Genomic DNA, 20,655 nt, shown 5'->3' with positions numbered 1-20,655 from the left:
TAAAATGAGAAATCTAATTCTAATATCATTCCTGTTATTATTAATTGGGGCGAGTTCGTGCAAAACCCAAACAGTTTATTCCGAGGCAGATATTGATACTCCATGTATTTGCGATAGTTCTCAAGAGAGTACACAAACAATATGTTTCAGTGCCGTAGGAGAAAGTATTGATCAGATGTATTCGAAGCAAAAAGCATTAAGCGATGCCAAAGCAGGTCTTGCTTCTCTGATTCAAACTCGTATAAGATTAATGAGCAACAAGTTTCAAGATTCAAAAGAAAAGAATAAAACGGAAGAGTTGGAGGAAAAGCGTCAGGAAGCTACTAGGCAGATAGTAGATCAATCCTTATCGAATATAAGAATTACATGTGAAAAAGTAAGAAAGACTAAAGAGGGAAACTACAAGACGTATATTCGTATAGAAGTGAAAAATGAAATTATAGAGAGATTGACAAATGAGACTTCATCTTTCAAAAATATATAGAAGATAAGAGAAATAAGTATAATATTTTAATAATCAATTACTTGATTCTTTTATCAGAAAGGTTAGCGAGCTCTCTTTAAATAAAAAGCATAAATGACAAACTGCAAGTACATTAAAGGCGTAGCTTTTTTGTATCGCATTTTACAGACAGAGTAAAGCAAGAGCATCACAAATTTCACCTATATCTTTCAAATCAACAAATGAAAAAACAGCAGTATATTCTTATTTTTAGTGCACTGCTGTTTCTTTCAATCAATTTTATTTACTTGTATTTATTATTTTTCTGAAACAGAAGTGCGTGCCTGAGTCTTCATTTTCATTTAGCTTAACATAGAAACCGTCTTTTAATATCCAGCATTTTTTTCTGTAAGTGTAATATTTTGCAAATACCCGTAAGAAAATGATAAACAGGGTTTCATCTTTAACATCGTAAAAATGAATGGATGCAGAAACGCATATATATTCTTTATTCATAATAAAGGTCAGGGAGGCGTTTTGGTTATCGAAACTGACTTCCATATAATCTAAACTATTGCCTTTTTCTTTGTATTGGATAAGGCATAGGGGGCAGTCCTTGTATTTCTCTTTGACTGCTAAATATGCCAGACTGAGGGTTGAACAGGCGTGTTCGACCAGATGTCGGAAATTATTATTTTTTTGATTCATAAACGTCCGCTTTTTAGCCTGCTATGGGTAGCAAGCCGTTGTGATTATTCATTTTTTAGCTTCTTGCTCGTCTGTGTGCTTTGGCTCATATACCCATAATGGGGTGTCGGGTACATAAAATCACAGTACGGAGTTTATTATCACAAATATAGGGGTTATTTTTAGTATTATATTGCTTTTTGTGCTTTTTGAATACTTTTGAAAATTATAGGGTTTAGGCAAAGGGTTGTTTGCCGATTATTAACTATTTTTGTTCGTATCAAAATTCTTTCTTATGAAGAAATCTATATTGCATCTGCCAAAACGTAAACAGGAGGATTTGTATTTTCTTGTGCGTGAGATTACGAAGCGTTTGCCTCAGACTGAATTTATTATCTTATACGGTAGTTACGCCACAGGTAAGTATGTAGTGTATGACGAACGTGTGGAGTTCGGTATTCCTACTTCGTTTATGTCGGATTATGATATATTGGTGGTAACAAGTGGTATTTCGGATAAGAAGGTGGGAAACTTACTGGATAATATTGATGATTTGTATTATAAAGATCCTGAATCGCAAACGCCTGCACAGTTTATTAATGATGATATTAAGACGTTGAACAGGCAGTTGGAGGAAGGGCGGTATTTTTATACTCAGTTGAAACAGGAAGGGATTGTGTTGTATGATAGTGGCAGGTTTAAACTGGCACGAAGACGCAAACTTAATTTTAAGGAGATAAAACAACAAGCTCAAGAGTATTTTGAACAAAAATTTAATAAAGCTAACAGTTTCTTAGACCAAGCCTTATATGGAGTGAGTAGAGAAGATTATGTTATGGCTTCATTTTTACTTCATCAAGCAACCGAAAATTATTATTATTCCATTCGTTTGTCTTTTACCTTGAAAAATACTAAGCAACATAATCTCTCTAAACTTTCGGCATCGGTTAAACGGCATTCGGATGAACTGGCTAAGGTGTTTCCACGTGATACGCCGGAGGAAAAGAGGCTGTTTACTCTTTTAAAGGATGCTTATGTGGAGGCTCGCTATAATCCTAAGTTCTTGGTGACAAAAGAGGATATTGATGCTCTTTTACCTAAAGTGGAGTTGCTGAGGGATATTACTAAACGGATTTGTGAGGCGAAGATTAGGGAGTATGGGGGAGACGGAATAAGATATTAGTTCCTTTTATCCATCTGCTATACAAAATAATACACCAAGAATAAACCGTCAAGGTCAGGCTCTAAAGAGTTTCGCCGTAAATCTTCCTGATCTTTCGATCAGCGTATTTACGGCGAAAACTTTGTCTTGTTTATTCTTGTTTTATAGGGGGGTGTATATCGGTGGTTAAAAGAAAAGCTCTATGAAAATATCTACATTATAGTTACAGATAATCTTACTTTTCAGGTAGAAATAAAAACAAATTCAGCAATGATAAAAGTATAAATTAATTTGCATTTGGCAGAAAATTTTTATTCCTTTATCAAATATTGAGCGTTCTTTGTTATTGTGCAGAATGAGATATAATATGGAAGTTTGCTCGTTTCCAAATCGTTACCTCCCTCTCTTTGAAATAGATGTAACATTCTAATTTTTAGAGAATAAAGACAATTCGTATGTCTTGCGACATGGGTGGAAAGGTTCTTATTGATGCCGCAGAGGGCTGCGATTTCTTTGATGTAGATATTCATATTCTGACAGGCATTGACCGGCAATAACTGACCGTTGGGTAAATCCGTATCTTCATACTTCTTTAAGATCATTTGAGGTATTTCGAGCAAGGGGATATGAGATTCATTGCCTGTCTTGTGCCTGTCCTTAATGATAAATTGTTCTCCATTACCATTGACTACGATATCTTTTCTAGTTAACCTAAATACATCGATATAGGCTAAGCCGGTAAAACAGCAGAAGATAAAAAAGTCACGCACTTGATTTAATAGTTCGCTTTCGAATTTCTTATTGAGGATGCATAATAGTTCGTCCTCTGTTAAGAATTTAGGAACTGATTTTTTGGAGGTGAGTTCGAAGTCGTAAAAGGGATCGTAAAGGATGTGACGACACTTAAGAGCATCGGTGGTTACTTGTTTGAGGTAACGCATATGTCTGACTACGGTATTATGCCCGCAGTTGTGTACGGATCGCAGGTAAATATCGAAGTTGGTGACAAAGTCGTATGCTACTTCTTTAATGGGTAGATCTGTTTTTTGATAATAGGACTGAATGAATCCTCTTACTTTGTCCTTTGTACATATATATTTTTCAACGGCTGATTGTTGGATGGATTTTCCGGCCAGGGCTCTCTTTTGTTCAATCTTTTTATCAAACAATACTAAAAGGTTATTTTTGGATTCACCGAATCCTAAAAAATGATCCCGTAGTTTTTCGGCTGTAACGTAACCGTCTTTTTCCATTATAAGCAGGTATTGGTTATTCAGCCGTGTCAGCATAACATCAATTGCTTTATTGACTTCTAATGAGCTTACGCTTCTGCCTTTCATCCTCCCCATCTTTGCATCCCAATGTTCCGGGCTGACACTTAATTTGGAACTGAACTCTGAAAACTTCTTATCGATGGTAATACGGATCATTAAGGTTGCCTTACCTGCTTTGTTTAATCTGCCTGCTCTGATAATGAACAGAACTTTAAATGTACTTCTCATAATTTTGCTTTTTAGTTGTTTACAAATTTATTTGTTAAGACTAAAAAACAAGACTGACAAAATACGTCAATTATAGTCATAATACGACAGGTTATAATTCTGTTTATTAGTGTTTTGAAGGGTCAATTATGAGCTAATTCCAGGAAATAGGAATAACCATATTTTAACCGAAAAAATCTTGTCGGACTATGGCATATTATGACAGACTTTGTCAATGGGAGGGTAGTTTTTAAGCAAAAAAAATAGACTACAAATTATTAATTTATAGTCTATTGTCTTATTTTGTCGAAATCTGTCGGAAACTGACGTATTGATAGTCAATACTTTAAGTAGTCCCAGGCAGAAATGTATGGTATAGTCCTAGTGCAGTGATCTTAATCGCTTGTATAGGTGTTGTTTATGTGCTATTTAGGGAAAATGACTGCAATCGTTTTTTGATTGTTGAAAAACTTATTTTTTTTGTAAAAATGTGGCTGTTTTAAAATCGAAAGAATTTTCGGAAAAATGTTGGTGAAAAATACGAAAATGGATATTTATTCGGTTGATGAATAAATATCCATAAATTGCTTTAAGAAAGAGAGGTTGGCAATTCAAATCTGCCTGGGATTTGAATAATGCCGCAATTGCTCTAATTCTCCTCTTTTGATGGTAATAATCTGATGTTCAGTGATTAAATTACTTCTTTTCGATATATTTTGTCACTACTCCTATTTTAATTTCAGACAGAATAATCTATAAATATACAATCCCGATATCCGCTAAGGATGACGGGATTGCCTGTTTTGAGAGCCTATCTCCAGGCTTCAATATATGCTTTTTGAAGCATCTTTTCTACATCCGATTCCCGGTACATAACTTTCTTGGTAAACTTAAAATAAGGGAGCAAGCCGTTGCTCCTGTAGTCTTGTAATGTCCGGTCACAGACATGTATGAGCTTTTGCAGATGTTCATCTGTTATGTGACGTTCTCCGTTTAGTATAGGCCTGTAATCTTCAAAGAGCTCTCCGAGCTTACCCGAGGTGATATCCAGTGAATCGAATGCGTGTTTGATCCGGGGATCATTTTGGTTCATTATTTCCATGACTCTTTTTTGTTTTAGGGTTATTACTTTTAACAATCATATTTTCCTTGAGGAGTTTGTCCACATCGTTTACGCGATAGGTTATTTTGTCGCCGATCTGAGAGAATCCGATTCTGCCGGTGTCCCGGTAGGTCTGGAGGGTCCTGTTTTTGATGTTGAGTATGTCACATACCTGTCTTCCATCTAGTTTTTCTCCCAGCTGCTTGCTTTTGTATTTTTTATGCAGTTGGGCAACTTCCTGGCTGAGTGCTTCGACCCGGCTGAGCAGGGCGTCGAAGACTTTTTCTTGAATTAAAATGACTTTATTATCCATATATAAAAAATTTACTTGATTAATATTAGGCTATCGTCATAGCTTATTTGAAATATTCATAACAAATATATAGTATGTTTTTAATTAAATAATTGAATGTAAACCGATTGTCTCCATATGTCCTCATTTGTCCGCATATGTCCTCTTGGAGAGACTATTACCTGAGTGTCTTATCCATGCATCGAAAACTACGAAACAGGCTTCTCCTGCTACTTATGAGATTCAAAAAGATGAGAATGGTTATTACATCTATAATCAAAAGAGAGTTGGTATTGAATATGATGCAATACTGGATGAGTTAATCCTATCATCATATGGAAAATATATGCGTAACTAAAAAACTCTACCAAAATGGATATACTAGATAAAAAATCAGCGGAGGTTATTTCTTTTTTCACGGTTTTGGATGAGATGTTAGAATCAATAAGATTTGCTCTTAAAGATCGTTCTTCTACCCTGAATGGGGAAAGGTATCTTACAAATAGGGATGTTAGTCAGATGCTTTCTGTTAGCATCCGCTGTCTGCAAGAGTGGAGAGATAAAAGAAGAAGGGTAATAAGCTTATATATGTTAAACATTTGATTGATAGTTTTCGACTTAAATGGTTAATAAATTATATCTTTGTGTGCTTTTCACTATAAATTACAATCAATTAGGTTGATGTTATCAATGAAGAATATTTTATTAACTGAGGCTGATTATAGAGATAAATATCCACCTTTAGGTCTTATGAAGATTTCAACATTTCATAAACTAAATGGTGATAATGTTGAGTATTCAAGGGAAAAACAAAAGAAGGAAAAGAATTACTACTCCAAAATTTATATTGCAACACGTTTTAGTTTCCATTGGAAGAAGACTAAAGAATTGATTAAATACTATGAAAATAATTATGATGCTCAAATTTTAGTTGGAGGGATTCATGCTTCAATTAACCCAGAACTGTATGAAAAGGAATTTCAATTAAAAGTACATGTAGGTTCTCTCAAAGGAGACATTGAGAATATACTTCAATTAATAGAAAAAGATCCAATTCTAAATAATATTTTAGAAGATGTTAGAAGCTATGGAATTGATGCTCTTCCTCCAGATTATTCTCTTTTTGAAGGACAAGACTTACCATTTAGCAAAGTACTTGAAGAGAACTATCTATTAAGGGCAACTAAAGGATGTAATCGAAATTGCAGCTTTTGTGATGTAAGAAAAATACATAATAGTTATAACAGTAAGCTTCCCATATCTCCTATCGTAAACTATATAAAAAAGAACTATGGCGAGAAAAGGAATATCTTATTTTTTGATGATAATACATTGCTATCTAAGAAACTTGATGAAATTGTAATAGAATTGTCTAGTTTAGGGTTCAATCAAGGAGCTAAGTTTGGTAAAAAAAGGAGGTATTGTGATTTCAATCAAGGTTTAGATTTAAGATTACTAGACGAAAATAAAATCAATTTATTGAATACAATCTCAATTAACCCTGTCCGTTTTGCATTTGATGATATTTCATTAAAAGAACTATTTAAGGACAGAATTGAGAAAGTAGTAAATAGTGGGATTAAGAATATTGCAGTTTATGTTTTATATAATTATAATGACACTCCAGAAGATTTTTATCAGAGACTAAAAATTTCGATAGATATTAATAAGAAACATAATTGTAGAATATTTTCTTTCCCTATGAAATATGTGCCTAATGAGCAAATAGATAGAAAATATATTGGAGGGAATTGGACTAAAAGGATGATTAGAGGGGTACAATGCATTTTAAATAGTACTCATGGAATTGTTCCTGTTAACCCTGATTTTTTCAATGTGGCATTTGGCGAAAATGAGAATGCATTCTTAAACATCTTACATCTCCCTGAAAATTATATAATATATAGAAAAGAGAATAAAGATAACATTGGCAAATGGAGTGAAGAGTATAGACAGTTTAATACAGAAGAGAAAGTACTCATACATCAAGCTATTTCAGCAGGCAAACGGAAAATAGATGTTAATAACATTTTAGATCCCAAATTACTAAGATTCTTAGAACATTACATAAATGAATAGCTAATGAATTTTTTAAGTATATTACATATTACAGATCTTCACTTTGGATTGATTTATGATCACGACATTGGGGCTGATATAAAGGATAATAATGTCAGTGATAAATTTAAACAGCAATTTTCTAGTCGTTGGGTCAAATTTTTTCAAGACGCTCTTCATCAGAATTGGATTAACAGAGGAAAATCAATTGACTACATATGCTTTACTGGTGATTTAATTCAGGCAGGCAAAATGACAAAAGATGAAAGAATAAACCTATTAGAGGAGGGGATCTTATTTCTGAGACAATTATGTGATTCAATTGGATTAGGGATTGATAAATTGATTTTGTCACCTGGCAACCACGATGCCGACAGGAATAATGAGTCTAATGAATTTGAAGATTTGCTTTTCGTCTGTAATAAGCATGGAATAAATAATATTTCGATCAATACAGTTTTGGAAATCAATGTTTCAAATGGGATAAAAATACTTTCAACTAATTCTTGTATCGGAGCAACAGAAAAAATATTTGAATACGATAAGGATTACTTCCAAAAACAACTTGATTTAGTTAGTTTTAAAGAAGATTCAAGCTCTATGGAGGTTGATTCAAAATATGCATACCAGAAAGATCTTGATATTCCCGCCATTGGTGATGATCAAAATACAAGCATTTGCAATATAGTAAGTAAATCAGATGTAAAAGATGCATGTATATTGCTTATGCATCATAATCCAATACCAACAAATTGCATAGAAATAAGGCCATATGCAAATTTAATTGATGGAGGTAGGTTGTTAAATTCTCTTTTAGATACTGGGAAGAAAGTTTTCATTTTACATGGGCATACTCATTTCGAATCATTTCTAACCTCATATCTTCCTAGTAACCAGGGAAATAATTATGTTTCCATTATAGGTAGTGCAGCTTTAAATGGTTCTCCAAGTAGTAAAGCTTCTATTCTAGAATTTGTCTTCTCTGACGATGAAAGACATATAAAAACAGATATATCAGAAATATATCGTAATGGTGCTAGTTTCAAAATAAAGAATATGTTTTCGATTTGTAATATGCAAGATAACATAGATTTAGATCTTCAATGGAATTCTCTAATAAAAAACAGGAGTTATCGATTCGAGAAGGTTAAGGAGTTACTCTTGTATAATGGAGACGACGATGACTTAGCTCAAAAAATATTGTTTATGTCGCCTAAAATGATAAAGATTGGGCGTAATAATTCTTCAGATTATAAAGAGTGGACTTATACAAGAGATTTATGAATAATAGAATTAATCCTTTTAGTGATAATCGAAGAGAACGTGAAAAAGATTCCGTAATAATTTTGAATTACGAAGATTCAATTAAATGGTTCTCAAATAGTAATTATTTATTTGAGGGGCATCGAGGCTCAGGAAAGACATCGATACTGACAGCATACAATTATGAGTTTGTTTGGAGAAAGGATTCGCCCATAAGACCTTGTAAAGAATTAGAAAATATATACTCAAATCCCAACTTTATTGGAGTAATTTATAAATGTGAAAATCAAGATAAGTCTACTTGGCAAAATTGGGCAAATATTAATACCCAAAAGAATGCTCAGTATTTATATACAACATATCTAAACTTTTTTTTCGCTGAAAAGTTTATTGAAGCTGTACTGAAAATAATTTTAAGTGATGACAAATATAAAGAAGAATTATCAGAAGAATATTTGTTTATCAATACTGTTCTTGACAAAGCTTTTCCATTAATTAAAAATAGACCGATACTATTTGACTACTCCTTAACTTCTTTGAAAATTCTTTTTTCAGATATCCATAACTCAATTAGACATTCAATAATATATGAAGATTCATTTAACGAAATAAAAAACGAAATATGTATTCATGACAATTGCAGTCTAATTGTCGAAATTTGCAAATTAATTCAAAAGCATTTTTCATCTTTTAAAGATATCCTTTTTTTTCCATTAATTGATGATGTGAATAGATTAACTAAATGGCAATTACAATGCATAAATTCAATGTTATTAAATGTTGAAAACCCGATATCTATAAAACTATCTTGTGTGTTTGGCTTATATGAAACTAAAGGTAGTATAGATGGTCGAATTATTGGCAACTCGGATTTGTCAACCATCTATTTAGGTTATGATAATGACATCACAAAAATTTCCAAACAAAAGGATATTACTCCTTTATTAGAAGAAATTTTTAATATCCGAGTAAAAAGTATATATTCAAACATCTCTCATATAGATTTAGAAGAACTATTTGGGAAAACGCCTGATTTAAATAATCTCCTTTTAGAAACATTAGCGACTAGTCAAAAAACAGATGTACAAGAACTTGTTGATTGTTACCAAAAAAGCGGAGAAAAATATTTTACCGATTTTTGGTTAGATAATGAAAATATAAGGCAGCCAATAAAAGAAAAATCATCTTTAAATAAATTAGAAAAGAGACAAAGAGACAGCTCTATTTACAATAAATTTAGACAAACAGCTATTTTTACAATAATTGATCACTATAATCTAGGTGGAAAAGGATTTACTTACTCTAGTTTGGACATTATAAAGCACCTGATTTGTGGAAGTGTAAGAAATTTTTTGAAAATTTGTGAACTTCTTTGGGAGGATATAGAAAATTTAATTGAAAATGATGAAATAACAAGGCAACTAGACAATGATTTGCAAAACAAAGCTATACGAAAAACAGCTGAGCATGTTTTTTTAGGTGTTGATGATCGATCATTAAAGGAAGGCTCGGAGACTACTTGTCGTACAATATGTGTCAGGTTGTCTACCCTTTTTAAACTTTTCATATCGAAAGACTCACTAAAAAAAACAACTGAGTGCTTATCCTTGAGAATAAAAAGATCCGAACAATCAGATAATATTGAAGATATTATTGAGTCGATTGTCTTATTTGAGGCTTTTATAAAACACGAAGATAAAGATGATTATCTTATTGGTTTGCATCCAATATTATCCCCTCATTTTAACTTACCATATAGAAGTCCTTTCTATTATCCTCATTCCGTGAGTTCTCGTGAGTTCTCAGATCTAATAATGGGTACAGATCAAGAAGCCAAAGAAGCGATAGAGACAATATTCAGTAAAAGAATCGGTATAGAAAAAAATCAGTTAACAATATTTGATGATGCAGAAGAAATGGACTAAGATTGAAGAAGAGAGCTTTTTGGGAATGAATATCTCCTCATATCGAACAGAAAGTGCTATGATAGAAGATAATTTTGATTTTGCACTTATTTTCAATTCATATGATTCTAGATCTCTTGAATACGCAAAATTATTTAATGCAAAACAAATAAACAATGCTGTTTTAATTAATTTCCAATCAGACAAACCAGTTAAAGACACAAATTACAACAAAAATAAAGAAAATCTTCGTTTACTGATAAAGGCTGATAATATTATTGAACCTGAATATTCTGAAAATAAATTTGACATTTTCGATTATAAAAGAAATATTACTGATATTTTAGCTCTAATTCCTGAGGATGCTATCTTTAATGGAGCTAAGTGGTTTATAGATATTACAGGCATACCAAATATTTATTTAATATCTCTACTTAAAGTTTTCAAACAAATTTATCCCTCTCCTGACTTGCATATACTTAATGTGTCTGGGAATTATCAATCTATAGATACGGAGGTTCATATGCATTTTTCAAAAGGTATTTCAAAAGATATTTATATACCATATTTTGCAGGACAACCTGATTTTTCAAAGCCATGGAAATATATTTTTTTACTTGGTTTTGAGGGAGATCGAAGTCTGAGTATTTTAAAAAAATGCGAACCTATTTCTTGCGTCGCAATTGTAGCTGATCCTGGATATGCTCATAATTATAAAGAGATGGCATTAAAGAACAATGAATGCTTTTTAAAAGAGGTAGGGCTAAAAAATGATGATCTTATATTCAGTGATGTTGGTAATATAATTGAGATCTACAAAATAATTAATAATATTTATATTAATATAAAAGGAGAAATGAACCTTTGTATTGTACCATTAGGTCCTAAAACTCATGCATTAGGAGCTGGATTATTTGGATATGTTAATTCTGAAATATCAATTATGTATCAAGTTCCTCAAAAATATTTTTTGAAGGAAATTAAGAGAGGAAAATATATGTGGCTTTATAAAATTAAATAAATTATGAAAGTAATTAAACCTACATTTATCATTGAATCTTTAATAGATAATGATGAGTTCTTAAAACATATAGAAAAGGCGGGTAGAACAGCTTACAAGAGTGAAGATAAAATAACAGAAGACTCTGCTCTCAATTTTGTGAAAATGATTATAAACAGAGGGCATCTATCGGTCATTGAACATACTTTTGTGACTGTTCGTATTATTTGTGACAGAGGGATATCACATGAGATTGTACGTCACAGATTAGCAAGTTACACACAAGAATCAACTAGATATTGTAATTATTCCAAAGGCAAATTTGGAAATGAAATAACGGTAATTGATCCTTGTTTTTGGAATGAGGAAGATGAAAAATATAAAATATGGGCTGAAGCAATGAGAAGTATTGAATATGTGTATAACCAATTAATCTCTTTAGGAGCAACAGCTCAAGAAGCAAGAAGTGTATTACCAAATTCTTTGAAAACAGAAATAGTAATGACTATGAATTTGAGAGAGTGGTTACATTTTTTTGATTTAAGGACATCAAAGGGAGCTCATCCTCAAATGAGAGAAATAGCAATACCTCTTCTAAAAGAGTTCCAAAAGAGACTACCTGCAATATTCTCAACAATAATTATCGATTAACACATTGTAATCAAAAAGAATCAGATGCGGACGTCAAGGCAGGGAAAGCCATTGGTAGGGCAAGCGAAGTGCAGGAAGTAAATGCTATTCTCGAAAGCATTAAAACCACGATGACCAAAATTTACCGTGACCTACAAGAAAGCGAAAAAAAACGTCACTCCCGAAAGAATCAAGAGCATTTTCTTTGGAATTGAAGTCAAACATCATTTATTGTGTAAAAATAATTTTATTTATAATAGACATCATTATATTTGTTATCTTTATATTTATTATTAATAGATATAATAGTATGCCTTTACTGTATAACTTCGATATTGATACAATATCCGATATTCAGAAGATTCTAGCACAAAATCTTCAAAAACGACGTTTAGAAAAAGGGTTCTCGCGGAACACTCTTTCGGAGATAAGTGGAATTCCTGCTCCAACGATAGCCAAGTTTGAGCAAAAATTTGTAATTTCCTTAACCTCTTATATAGCCTTGGCTAAAGCACTCGGTTACACAAAAGAAATAAAAGAATTACTTTCTCAACCACTTTACGATACAATGGAAGAACTTGAGATGATCAATAAAAATAAAGAACGAAAAAGAGGGAGCCGTAATGAAACAGGTAAATAAATTATCCATCCAATACTGTGACCAAAAGGTCGGCGAATTGATAATGACTCCCGATAATCGTCTGTGTGCATTTCAGTACGACAAGGGTTGGCTTTTGTCCGGTTTTTCGATTTCGCCTATAGAATTGCCATTAAAATCGGATTTGTTTATCGCTAAGCCTGAACCCTTTTGGGGCAACTTCGGCATATTTGAAGATAGTTTGCCTGATGGCTATGGACGCTATTTACTCAATCGCTTACTAAGAAAACAAGGAATAGACGACAGTACTCTTACCCCTATTCAACGATTAAGTATTGTCGGAACTTCGGGAATGGGAGCTTTATCTTATCTTCCAGAATCATTTGTCGGAAAAGAAAAAGCTTTACCCGAGTTAGATTATTTACAGCAATTGGCACTGGATGTTCTTTCCGAAAAAACAGATACCGGAGCAGATCTACTCTATTTTAATAGTGGTAACTCAGGAGGTTGCCGCCCAAAATGTTTATACCGCGACGAAGAAGGTGCCTGGCTGGTAAAATTTAGGCATACTTATGATCCCATAGATATGGGACAAATGGAATTTCTATATAATGAAACTGCCCGTTCATGCGGTATCGAAGTATCGGACTTTAAGCTTTTGCAAGGCAAATATTTTGCCAGTAAACGTTTCGATATTGATAACGATAGCCGCTTACATATTGCTACAGCAGGAGCATTACTCAGCGAATCCATCCATAACCCAAAACTCGATTACAAGACATTGCTTCATTTAACAGGATTTCTCACTCAAAATCCTGCACAGGTCGATGAAATGTTTCGTCGAATGGTTTTTAATATTCTAACAGACAACAAGGACGATCATGCTAAAAATTTTAGTTTCATTTACCGCAATAGTAACTGGTCTTTATCCCCGGCATACGATTTGACTCTTAGCAGAGAAGGATACAATGGAGAACATGCTACCTCAGTAAACAACAATGGTAATCCTACAATTGAAGACATGTTGGTTGTAGGTGAAAATATCCGTATCCCTCGTAAAAAAGGAATGGAAATAATCGATTTTATAACCGGTAAGTGTGAGGGTATTTTGTCTCAAAGATTTAGACGATTTTGAGTCTAAGTAATAGGTACAGTTTACTTCTGTTTTTCATTAAAAGAAGCCCTAAATGGAAACTCCAAAATACAGTTCCCTCCGAAAAAAAGGAGTGCTTTACGAATTATTTATTATAACTCACTGAAAAATAGTTTAATAAAATATTTGCAGTGTAGATAATTTTACATATTTTTGTAACAGTATGATGTTCAGCTAGTTTTGCAGAAACACGCACCGACGAATTCGGGGACAGTCAAAATTTCAGAATTTTAAAGCATTCATTTATAGCGGTATAGGATAGGGTACATGTTCCCTCTCTCTCCGCCTTTTAACTGTTTTAAGTTAAATATTACACAATAATTAAGCAACCAATTGGTTGCTTTTTTTATGTGTTGATATTTAAATAAGCGTTGATTATCAATTGATTATTAAATATTCTCACCCCTGAAACCTCACAGTTCAACGGTTTTCTAAAATTGGGAGTGATGCAGCCGATTTACACCCACTTAATTTAAAATCGCAACGGTTATAACTAATGAAATAAATAAAAGAACTATTTAATTGTATGATATAAAGATAGTTATAATAGAAATAACCTGCAAATTTATAAGGCTGCATTTGCAATAAAACGGCTGCATAAAGTAAAATACAATATAACTATCTGAAAATCAATGTGGCTGCATTCGTCAAAAATAGGCTGCATTTAAAATAGTCCTTGTTTAGTCCTTATTTTAATATCTATTCCTATTAGGCATATTAATAACCGAATATGAAAGTGTATTAGATGATTTTTGTTTTACTGCTTCCATACACATAGCAAGTGACATTATAATATCATCGTGTCCACGTTTGGCACAATATCTAATTGTTCTTGTTTTGGGATTGAACTCCATACCAAAGTTTTTAAGTTCTAACCGCAATTGGTCTAAGCATTCAATGTCATTAGATATTTTTATTTGTTTATTCTGAAACAGAATTATCAAATGTTCTATTATATTATTTTTATTCTTATTCTTATTTTTTTGAAACCAATCTATCAATTGAGTTCTACACCCATTTCTTTGTGCTGATGATTTCAGCATATCAAATACAGGTTTACCAACACCATTGAGTTCAACAATGCAAGACACCACATTATGATATTTAAGTTTCTGTATAACTTGTTCTACTATTAATTCATATGTTTGGTCTTGATGAGTTGTATTATTAAATCTATATATGTACTTAACATTATTATCTTCATCACTAATTGATAGTACCGAACTGTCCACCAAACCCACATCAAAACCTGCATACATTCGCTTTACAGGTAGATTATCTATGTTGACAGTAACTTCATCTACATTCTTAAATAAGGCTGTTAAATCGTCCTCAATCCACTCTGCTAATATTTCTTGTCTGAATATAAGTTCGGGTATTGATTCTTTGATTAATTCAACTTCTGATTTAGGTATTAATGGATTTGAATATATATCAAAGTGAAATGATTTGTAATTTTTATATTCAGATTTTAAACCCCATAAATAAATCTTATGACTAAAATGTGATTTGCCACGTGGTGTACTCATCATAACTACACGTGTACAGGTCAACGTAATAGGTCTAACAATTGCATCATACACATCTTTATCCATCAAACAAAACTCATCAATATATAATTCAGTGAAGGTTAAACCCCTTAAATTTTCAGGTTGAGATATGAAGCTATGAAACTCGATAGATGAACCATTATTAAATCTGAACTTTAAGCTACTACTATTAGCACCCTTTGCTTTACTTAAATAGTATGGGAATGAATCACCCAATGCTGCATATAATAGATTGAATAATTCAGACGCTAATTTATATGTTGGTGTAAGAAATCCAATCTTATTATTGGGTACATTCAAAGCATCATATAGAGCTTGATTTAAGGCAAAGTAAGATTTACCCCATCTTCTGCTGCAACACAGAAAAATAGTCTTTGAAACCTCTTTTTGGTTGGGGTTACAAATGTATTTATGTATTTCTTGTTGACCTTGGTGTGGGTGGTATAACTGTACAACAGGCTGATTGTTTTGTTGTTTAATATCTTCTTCTTTTTTCTTCCTATGTAGGTCATATATCGTATGTGCTTTTCGACCTGCCATTAAAAACCATAATCATCTTCTGCATTATCAGGTGTTTCACCATCTTCATCAACAATATTAAAACCTGCAAATTGTAAGTTGATAATATTGCCTTTTGTTTCTAATTCTATTTTTTCAGTATATAAATTTGAAAGTTTATTTAATTGGTCTGTTGCTTGTAATGCTTCCCTATATTTACCATTCTGTAAAGCATCCGAACCAATTTTAGTAATGGTTGCAATCTGTTTACTCAATATCTTTTGTGCTGATTTGTTTATACTCTCATCAGCCAATTCAAAAGCTTTAGGTAAATAAAATTTTCTAATGGTGCTTTCAGATACACCAAATTCAGCAGAATATTTTTTTACTATATCTGCAACAGTCATCATACTTATTAAATCCTTATATATTTCATATATTCGTTTATTCGTTTCAGTTTTATTTGAAATACTTTTACTTCCCATAGTATTATTTTTATACTATTGATAATATGGGTGATTAGTATAGTTTATTGGGTATTAGAACTAATGGTATTGCAACCTAATAGTATTTAAATATCTATATATCAATTTGTTAATATGAATAATTGTAATTTATATTATAAATAGGCTGCATTTAAATGTTTAATATTTAAATTGTTGTGTCAGTTTGTCAGGATTTTGTGAGACGAAAAATGCAAATGTGATTGCTGAAAAATGGTCGTAAATGAAACTGAAAATCTGTGAAAGTGTTTACAGGTGCGAAAAGCAAGATTTTCCAACTCTTTATATTATTCTGAACACCCTATCAACAAAGGCTTTCAACTTAAAAATGTGGTATACAAAATATCTATACAATAAAATCAATTATTTAGACAAAAAAGGGTGATAACAACATAGTTACCACCCATCAAAACAATGTATCATTAAAAATTATTTACTTTTTCGTTTCTTTTTTTCTTTAATTACATCCACTAGTCTATCATTTGATAATTCTGCTTCAGGTGAAGCAGGTTCAATTATACCATCTTCTAAAGCTTCATTAATAATAGTAATTTCTTTACGTGCAACTTCTAATGTAAGAGGCTCAATATTAGCATTATCCATTAGGATGGGCGAAGCTTCTACAATAGGTTCTTCAACTATTGTAACTTCATTCTCTTTTATTTCAATTTCTTTATTGTACCAATTTTTGATTTTAATAAATAGGTTGCGAAGACAAGACCCGCAAGAAGTTTGTTTTTCATTTTTGTTAAAAATAGTATTGTATGTGTCTGTAATAGCTGACATACTATATATTTTAGTTCTTTCTGTTTTTATTATTAATTCTTTGATTTCGCTTAAATTTATATTATTCATTTTATGTATGTTTTTATCTTATTATTGTTGAAATATTGATAATTATGGTTGTACTTCATTTTTATTTATAAACCAAAGGCAAAAGAATGTTATAAAGGCAATTATAATACCTACAATACCATATGCCCAACTTCCTATTATAATAGCTATGTCTACTTGTATAATCCAGATGGTATGGAATGTAAAACAGGGCTTACAGTTGAATGGTTTAAAATTTAGCATTGGGATGTATTCAACTATTCTATATTTCGACTCTGTTGCTAGCCAACCGATAAAACAGCCTATTATGTTGACTGCTATTAATGTTAGTAATAGTATTAATGTATGCATATTTATAATGTTTTTAATCTTTTTATTTTAAATTCTTCTTTTAATTGTTTTTTTATTCGGCTGATAACTTCACTTATTGTGGCGATGGGTACACCTGTAATTGTACTGAGCTTCTTATAGGTCATTTTAAATTTGGAATCCCTTCTTGTATTGATGTATATGATAAAAATTTCTCTATCTATTTCATTATCAATATTATTATTTAACCATTCACCAATTTCATTTATCAATTCATCTTTAACAGCATAGTGTTCTTCACTATCTTCATTATCAACTATTTCAAAATCATCAATTGGAATATTTTTATTATTCTCTTTTGTTATTTTTATTGTTTGCAAAAATTCATTAGTGAAGTAAGCAGTGTTAAAATAGTAATGGTAATTCTCTATAACACCACCATATTCTAAAAATCTATGAATCTTTAAAAATGTATCAACCATTACGTCATGATCATACTTACCTTTGTTTATTAGATTGATTTTCAAATTCTCAAAATTAGTAGAGAACCATTCTTTAAATTCATCACATCTTGTTAGTGCTTCGGGGGTGGCAATTATTTCTTCGCTATAATTGAAGTATTTCTTTCCTTTATTACCTTGTCCATCACGACCGCAACCACCATAATTATACCTTGTCTTGTTGTGTGTCATTGTACCTTTATTTTTTCAGTATTTTTTTATTTATAGTTTCTTCGGTTAAGCGATTGATATATTGGTGTTTGATATCAATAAATTTATTGATATTGTTAACTGTATATACCTTAGCGAGTTTAGTATCCAAGTATCTTACTTTTTTATCTTCCTTATTTGTAATTGATTCAGTTGTGTTTTTATTGCATTTTAAAATTTCAATGGGCATTGAATCGAGGTCAATATTTCTGAGGTCGTATATATATACTTTATTACTATCTAAGGCATAACAGACGTAAAACGGTTTCCATTGGAATAATAAATTTTGTAATTTTTTTTCTTCAATAATAAAGTCTTGGTATGTCTGTGTCCTCTCTTTCAATTCAATTGAAGAATGTGTTGTTGTTATACCGATGTCGTAATAGTCATTGTCCAAATCTGTGTATATTATATTTTCTTTGGCTGTTCCGAATGGTACAAAAAAATAATTGACAACAATAGACCGACTTATATATTCCTGTACCTTTATTTTTTCTTTTGTTGTAAGTTTGAAAGATTTTAATTTTTCATCTATTTCATTTTGTTTTTGTTTAAATTGTTCCACTTCATTTTTTAATTTTCCTTTTTATTTTTCTTCTGTGGTAATGGTATTATTACCAATACCCAAATCCGTTACATACTGTGCAACCTTGCCCCTGACAATTATTACAGGGTGTTTTTTCTTCTTCAAATAATTCTTCCAATGCATCTATCAGTATTTTATATTTGAAATACTCATACTGTTTTTCTGTTATTATTATTATATTCATTAATAAATTGCTTATATATATAAATATGAACTCGTTTCCAATAATTCACTTTTGGATGAATTATTTTTCATTTTATTTTCATATTTAAAATATATTGGAATAGTTAAGAATGTAAATAGTTAAAATAAAAAATGTTGTAACCAACATTAATAGAAGGTTACAACATTTTACTTGTTGATTATATCGACATAAAAAAAGCACCTTATTAGGGTGCTTCATTCATATATTGTTATCAATTTACAGCTCTAAATTTTCTATTGCAGCGTTAATTACTTTTTCAATGATAGAGCCTTTAGCAGGGGTAAACCAATCTTTTGCTACCATACTATCATTTATTACTTCATCTATAATATTATTATTTTCATCATAATAAATTATTGAGGTTTCTTTATATCGTTTATTATTAATGCTATATAAAACTTTTTCAATCGTGTAACTAAATTTACTTAAATCAACTTTTCTATTGTGTTTATCGTTTAAGGCTTTTTGACCTAAAATGAATTGTTTTTTTGTTAAACCTTTATATGTTGTTTTAGAGTTAAAATGTAAAAAACCATCCTCATATCGAATTGAATTTACATCTAATTGAGCTAACATCTGACTATTTACTTTATTTTCAATAACTGTTATCCATTTTTCTTGTGCTTGAAGAACCAAACAAGAAAAAAATAAAATAATTGTAATTATACTTTTCATATATTATTTTTTGAATTGCAAAGTTATAAAAAATACCCTACTTATCACAAGCAAGGCATTTTCAAAAAATTAAAAAATATTACAATATCTATTTAGCAGTCAGATATAAGAACTGTTTATTGTTAGTGGTTAACACTACTACCATCGCCTATTAAGGTCTTAGATTGATGTATTAACGGCTTTTGAGTGTCTTTCATCGGTTGCATTACAACGATGTCCGTTGTAATGCCTAGTGTTAGTATCGCTAGTACTATTACTATTTTATTTATTCGTTTCATTATTAGTTTGTGTTTTTGTTTATTATTGGGGCGTACATGGTACGCCCTTGTATATATTATATTATTGTTGGTATAAGTATTTTATATAATTTAAAATCATTATTGAAAATGTTGATAAAAAGGTTAGCAGTATTAAATAAGCTTGAATAATTTTCATCTTCTTTACTTATTTTATTGATAGCATCAATAGACTTGTTAGCTTCAGTAATATAATAGATTAAGTTCTTATCTCCATTAATCGCTCGTACATAGCCGTTTAGCACTCTATTCTCAATCAATTTAATATGTTGGTTTTCTTTCAATTGTATTTTTACAATCACTTCTTCGGGGGTTAAATCTTCATCAAATAATAATTCCATATATGTATCTTTAACTTCTTGTTGTTCAATCATTTCTTCTTTATTTTCAGTATCTTCTTCAATTGAAGTTGGTACAACTTCGTGTGTATTGGTTACTTCTTCTACGGTATCAACTTCCTCACTCACATTAGATGAAAATAAATCATCCAAATCATCACCTAAATCAGAAAATTCCCCTAATGATGGGATACTATATGTTACCTTATCTTCTTGTGCTATTGTTGATGCAGCAGCATATTTTACTTTCTCTATTTTTTCTTCAATTTGAATTTCTTCTAATCATGCGAATCAGTATTTAAAAAATTAGATAAATAAATGCGATTGCAATTTTACCCATCGTATGTACTAGTAGTCCGGATGTTGATCTGACTTTCTG

At 31.2% G+C, this 20,655-nt stretch carries 23 protein-coding genes; 10 read left to right on the top strand and 13 right to left on the bottom strand.

Translation table 11 applies throughout. The features are described from left to right. Nucleotides 1-4 precede the first annotated feature (4 nt). On the top strand, nucleotides 5-484 hold the full coding sequence (locus CLV62_RS20110; RefSeq protein ID WP_110312564.1) for an LPP20 family lipoprotein: 480 nt from the start codon (nucleotides 5-7) through the stop codon (nucleotides 482-484). Between the two features lie 258 nt (nucleotides 485-742). Here the strand turns inward: CLV62_RS20110 and CLV62_RS20105 are convergent, their stop codons facing one another. Next, nucleotides 743-1,150 carry a hypothetical protein gene (locus tag CLV62_RS20105; RefSeq protein WP_110312563.1) on the bottom strand — a complete coding sequence of 136 codons (408 nt, stop codon included), beginning with the start codon at nucleotides 1,148-1,150 and terminating at the stop codon, nucleotides 743-745. Nucleotides 1,151-1,424: 274 nt separating this feature from the next. Between CLV62_RS20105 and CLV62_RS20100 the strand changes: the two genes are divergently transcribed. Beyond that, nucleotides 1,425-2,312 carry a HEPN domain-containing protein gene (locus CLV62_RS20100; RefSeq protein WP_110312562.1) on the top strand — a complete coding sequence of 296 codons (888 nt, stop codon included), beginning with the start codon at nucleotides 1,425-1,427 and terminating at the stop codon, nucleotides 2,310-2,312. 290 nt (nucleotides 2,313-2,602) lie between these two features. Here the strand turns inward: CLV62_RS20100 and CLV62_RS20095 are convergent, their stop codons facing one another. The 3 genes from CLV62_RS20095 to CLV62_RS20085 all read right to left on the bottom strand — a co-directional run bounded on the left by CLV62_RS20095 (nucleotide 2,603) and on the right by CLV62_RS20085 (nucleotide 5,187). Then, nucleotides 2,603-3,793: a site-specific integrase gene (locus tag CLV62_RS20095; protein WP_110312561.1), complete on the bottom strand. Its 1,191-nt coding sequence runs from the start codon at nucleotides 3,791-3,793 to the stop codon at nucleotides 2,603-2,605. A 790-nt stretch (nucleotides 3,794-4,583) separates the two neighbouring features. Further along, complete coding sequence (locus CLV62_RS20090; protein ID WP_110312560.1) at nucleotides 4,584-4,874, bottom strand: helix-turn-helix domain-containing protein; 291 nt, start codon at nucleotides 4,872-4,874, stop codon at nucleotides 4,584-4,586. Beyond that, nucleotides 4,852-5,187, bottom strand: coding sequence for a helix-turn-helix domain-containing protein (locus CLV62_RS20085; RefSeq protein ID WP_110312559.1), 336 nt, complete (start codon nucleotides 5,185-5,187; stop codon nucleotides 4,852-4,854). The genes CLV62_RS20090 and CLV62_RS20085 overlap by 23 nt, the downstream gene beginning before the upstream one ends. 145 nt (nucleotides 5,188-5,332) lie before the next feature. Between CLV62_RS20085 and CLV62_RS20080 the strand changes: the two genes are divergently transcribed. From CLV62_RS20080 to CLV62_RS20040, 8 genes are all read left to right on the top strand, one after another. After that, nucleotides 5,333-5,524, top strand: coding sequence for a DUF3876 domain-containing protein (locus CLV62_RS20080; protein ID WP_245904150.1), 192 nt, complete (start codon nucleotides 5,333-5,335; stop codon nucleotides 5,522-5,524). Between the two features lie 332 nt (nucleotides 5,525-5,856). After that, nucleotides 5,857-7,245 (top strand): radical SAM protein, encoded by a 1,389-nt coding sequence (locus tag CLV62_RS20070; RefSeq protein ID WP_110312556.1) that lies wholly within the window; start codon nucleotides 5,857-5,859, stop codon nucleotides 7,243-7,245. Between the two features lie 3 nt (nucleotides 7,246-7,248). Then, nucleotides 7,249-8,508 carry a metallophosphoesterase family protein gene (locus CLV62_RS20065; RefSeq protein WP_110312555.1) on the top strand — a complete coding sequence of 420 codons (1,260 nt, stop codon included), beginning with the start codon at nucleotides 7,249-7,251 and terminating at the stop codon, nucleotides 8,506-8,508. Further along, nucleotides 8,505-10,412: an ORC-CDC6 family AAA ATPase gene (locus CLV62_RS20060; protein ID WP_110312554.1), complete on the top strand. Its 1,908-nt coding sequence runs from the start codon at nucleotides 8,505-8,507 to the stop codon at nucleotides 10,410-10,412. Before CLV62_RS20065 ends, CLV62_RS20060 begins: the two co-directional genes overlap by 4 nt. Continuing rightward, a complete protein-coding gene (locus CLV62_RS20055) occupies nucleotides 10,390-11,412 on the top strand; it encodes a hypothetical protein (protein ID WP_110312553.1) in 1,023 nt (340 codons plus the stop codon). The genes CLV62_RS20060 and CLV62_RS20055 overlap by 23 nt, the downstream gene beginning before the upstream one ends. A gap of 3 nt (nucleotides 11,413-11,415) precedes the next feature. Beyond that, on the top strand, nucleotides 11,416-12,042 hold the full coding sequence (thyX, locus tag CLV62_RS20050; RefSeq protein ID WP_110312552.1) for an FAD-dependent thymidylate synthase: 627 nt from the start codon (nucleotides 11,416-11,418) through the stop codon (nucleotides 12,040-12,042). A gap of 289 nt (nucleotides 12,043-12,331) precedes the next feature. Then, a complete protein-coding gene (locus CLV62_RS20045; RefSeq protein ID WP_110312551.1) occupies nucleotides 12,332-12,661 on the top strand; it encodes a helix-turn-helix domain-containing protein in 330 nt (109 codons plus the stop codon). Then, nucleotides 12,645-13,754, top strand: a complete 1,110-nt coding sequence (locus tag CLV62_RS20040; RefSeq protein ID WP_110312550.1) for a type II toxin-antitoxin system HipA family toxin — start codon at nucleotides 12,645-12,647, stop codon at nucleotides 13,752-13,754. The genes CLV62_RS20045 and CLV62_RS20040 overlap by 17 nt, the downstream gene beginning before the upstream one ends. A gap of 710 nt (nucleotides 13,755-14,464) precedes the next feature. On the opposite strand, the gene CLV62_RS20035 is transcribed toward CLV62_RS20040, so the two are convergent. The 9 genes from CLV62_RS20035 to CLV62_RS20000 form a co-directional block, all read right to left on the bottom strand. Beyond that, nucleotides 14,465-15,862, bottom strand: a complete 1,398-nt coding sequence (locus CLV62_RS20035) for a terminase large subunit domain-containing protein (RefSeq protein ID WP_110312549.1) — start codon at nucleotides 15,860-15,862, stop codon at nucleotides 14,465-14,467. Further along, nucleotides 15,862-16,305: a hypothetical protein gene (locus tag CLV62_RS20030; protein WP_110312548.1), complete on the bottom strand. Its 444-nt coding sequence runs from the start codon at nucleotides 16,303-16,305 to the stop codon at nucleotides 15,862-15,864. The genes CLV62_RS20035 and CLV62_RS20030 overlap by 1 nt, the downstream gene beginning before the upstream one ends. Before the next feature lie 447 nt (nucleotides 16,306-16,752). Further along, nucleotides 16,753-17,178, bottom strand: a complete 426-nt coding sequence (locus CLV62_RS20025) for a hypothetical protein (protein WP_110312547.1) — start codon at nucleotides 17,176-17,178, stop codon at nucleotides 16,753-16,755. A gap of 42 nt (nucleotides 17,179-17,220) precedes the next feature. After that, nucleotides 17,221-17,508: a hypothetical protein gene (locus tag CLV62_RS20020; protein WP_110312546.1), complete on the bottom strand. Its 288-nt coding sequence runs from the start codon at nucleotides 17,506-17,508 to the stop codon at nucleotides 17,221-17,223. Between the two features lie 2 nt (nucleotides 17,509-17,510). Beyond that, entirely contained in the window at nucleotides 17,511-18,158 is a 648-nt protein-coding gene (locus tag CLV62_RS20015) for an RNA polymerase sigma factor (RefSeq protein WP_110312545.1), read from the bottom strand. Nucleotides 18,159-18,165: 7 nt separating this feature from the next. After that, nucleotides 18,166-18,741, bottom strand: coding sequence for a hypothetical protein (locus tag CLV62_RS20010; protein ID WP_110312544.1), 576 nt, complete (start codon nucleotides 18,739-18,741; stop codon nucleotides 18,166-18,168). 21 nt (nucleotides 18,742-18,762) lie between these two features. After that, entirely contained in the window at nucleotides 18,763-18,885 is a 123-nt protein-coding gene (locus tag CLV62_RS22215; RefSeq protein ID WP_262509970.1) for a hypothetical protein, read from the bottom strand. A 298-nt stretch (nucleotides 18,886-19,183) separates the two neighbouring features. Further along, nucleotides 19,184-19,642, bottom strand: a complete 459-nt coding sequence (locus CLV62_RS20005) for a hypothetical protein (RefSeq protein ID WP_110312543.1) — start codon at nucleotides 19,640-19,642, stop codon at nucleotides 19,184-19,186. 334 nt (nucleotides 19,643-19,976) lie between these two features. Further along, the gene (locus CLV62_RS20000; protein ID WP_110312542.1) at nucleotides 19,977-20,429 is read right to left on the bottom strand and encodes a hypothetical protein; all 453 of its coding nucleotides are present in this window, start codon (nucleotides 20,427-20,429) and stop codon (nucleotides 19,977-19,979) included. Between the last annotated feature and the right edge of the window lie 226 nt (nucleotides 20,430-20,655).

It is taken from the genome of Indolivaga alginatilytica (genome assembly GCF_003201355.1).
Lineage (GTDB): Bacteria > Bacteroidota > Bacteroidia > Bacteroidales > Dysgonomonadaceae > Dysgonomonas_A > Dysgonomonas_A alginatilytica.
The sequence above is the reverse complement of the archived record's forward strand: the minus strand, read 5'-3'. Positions and strand labels throughout refer to the sequence as shown.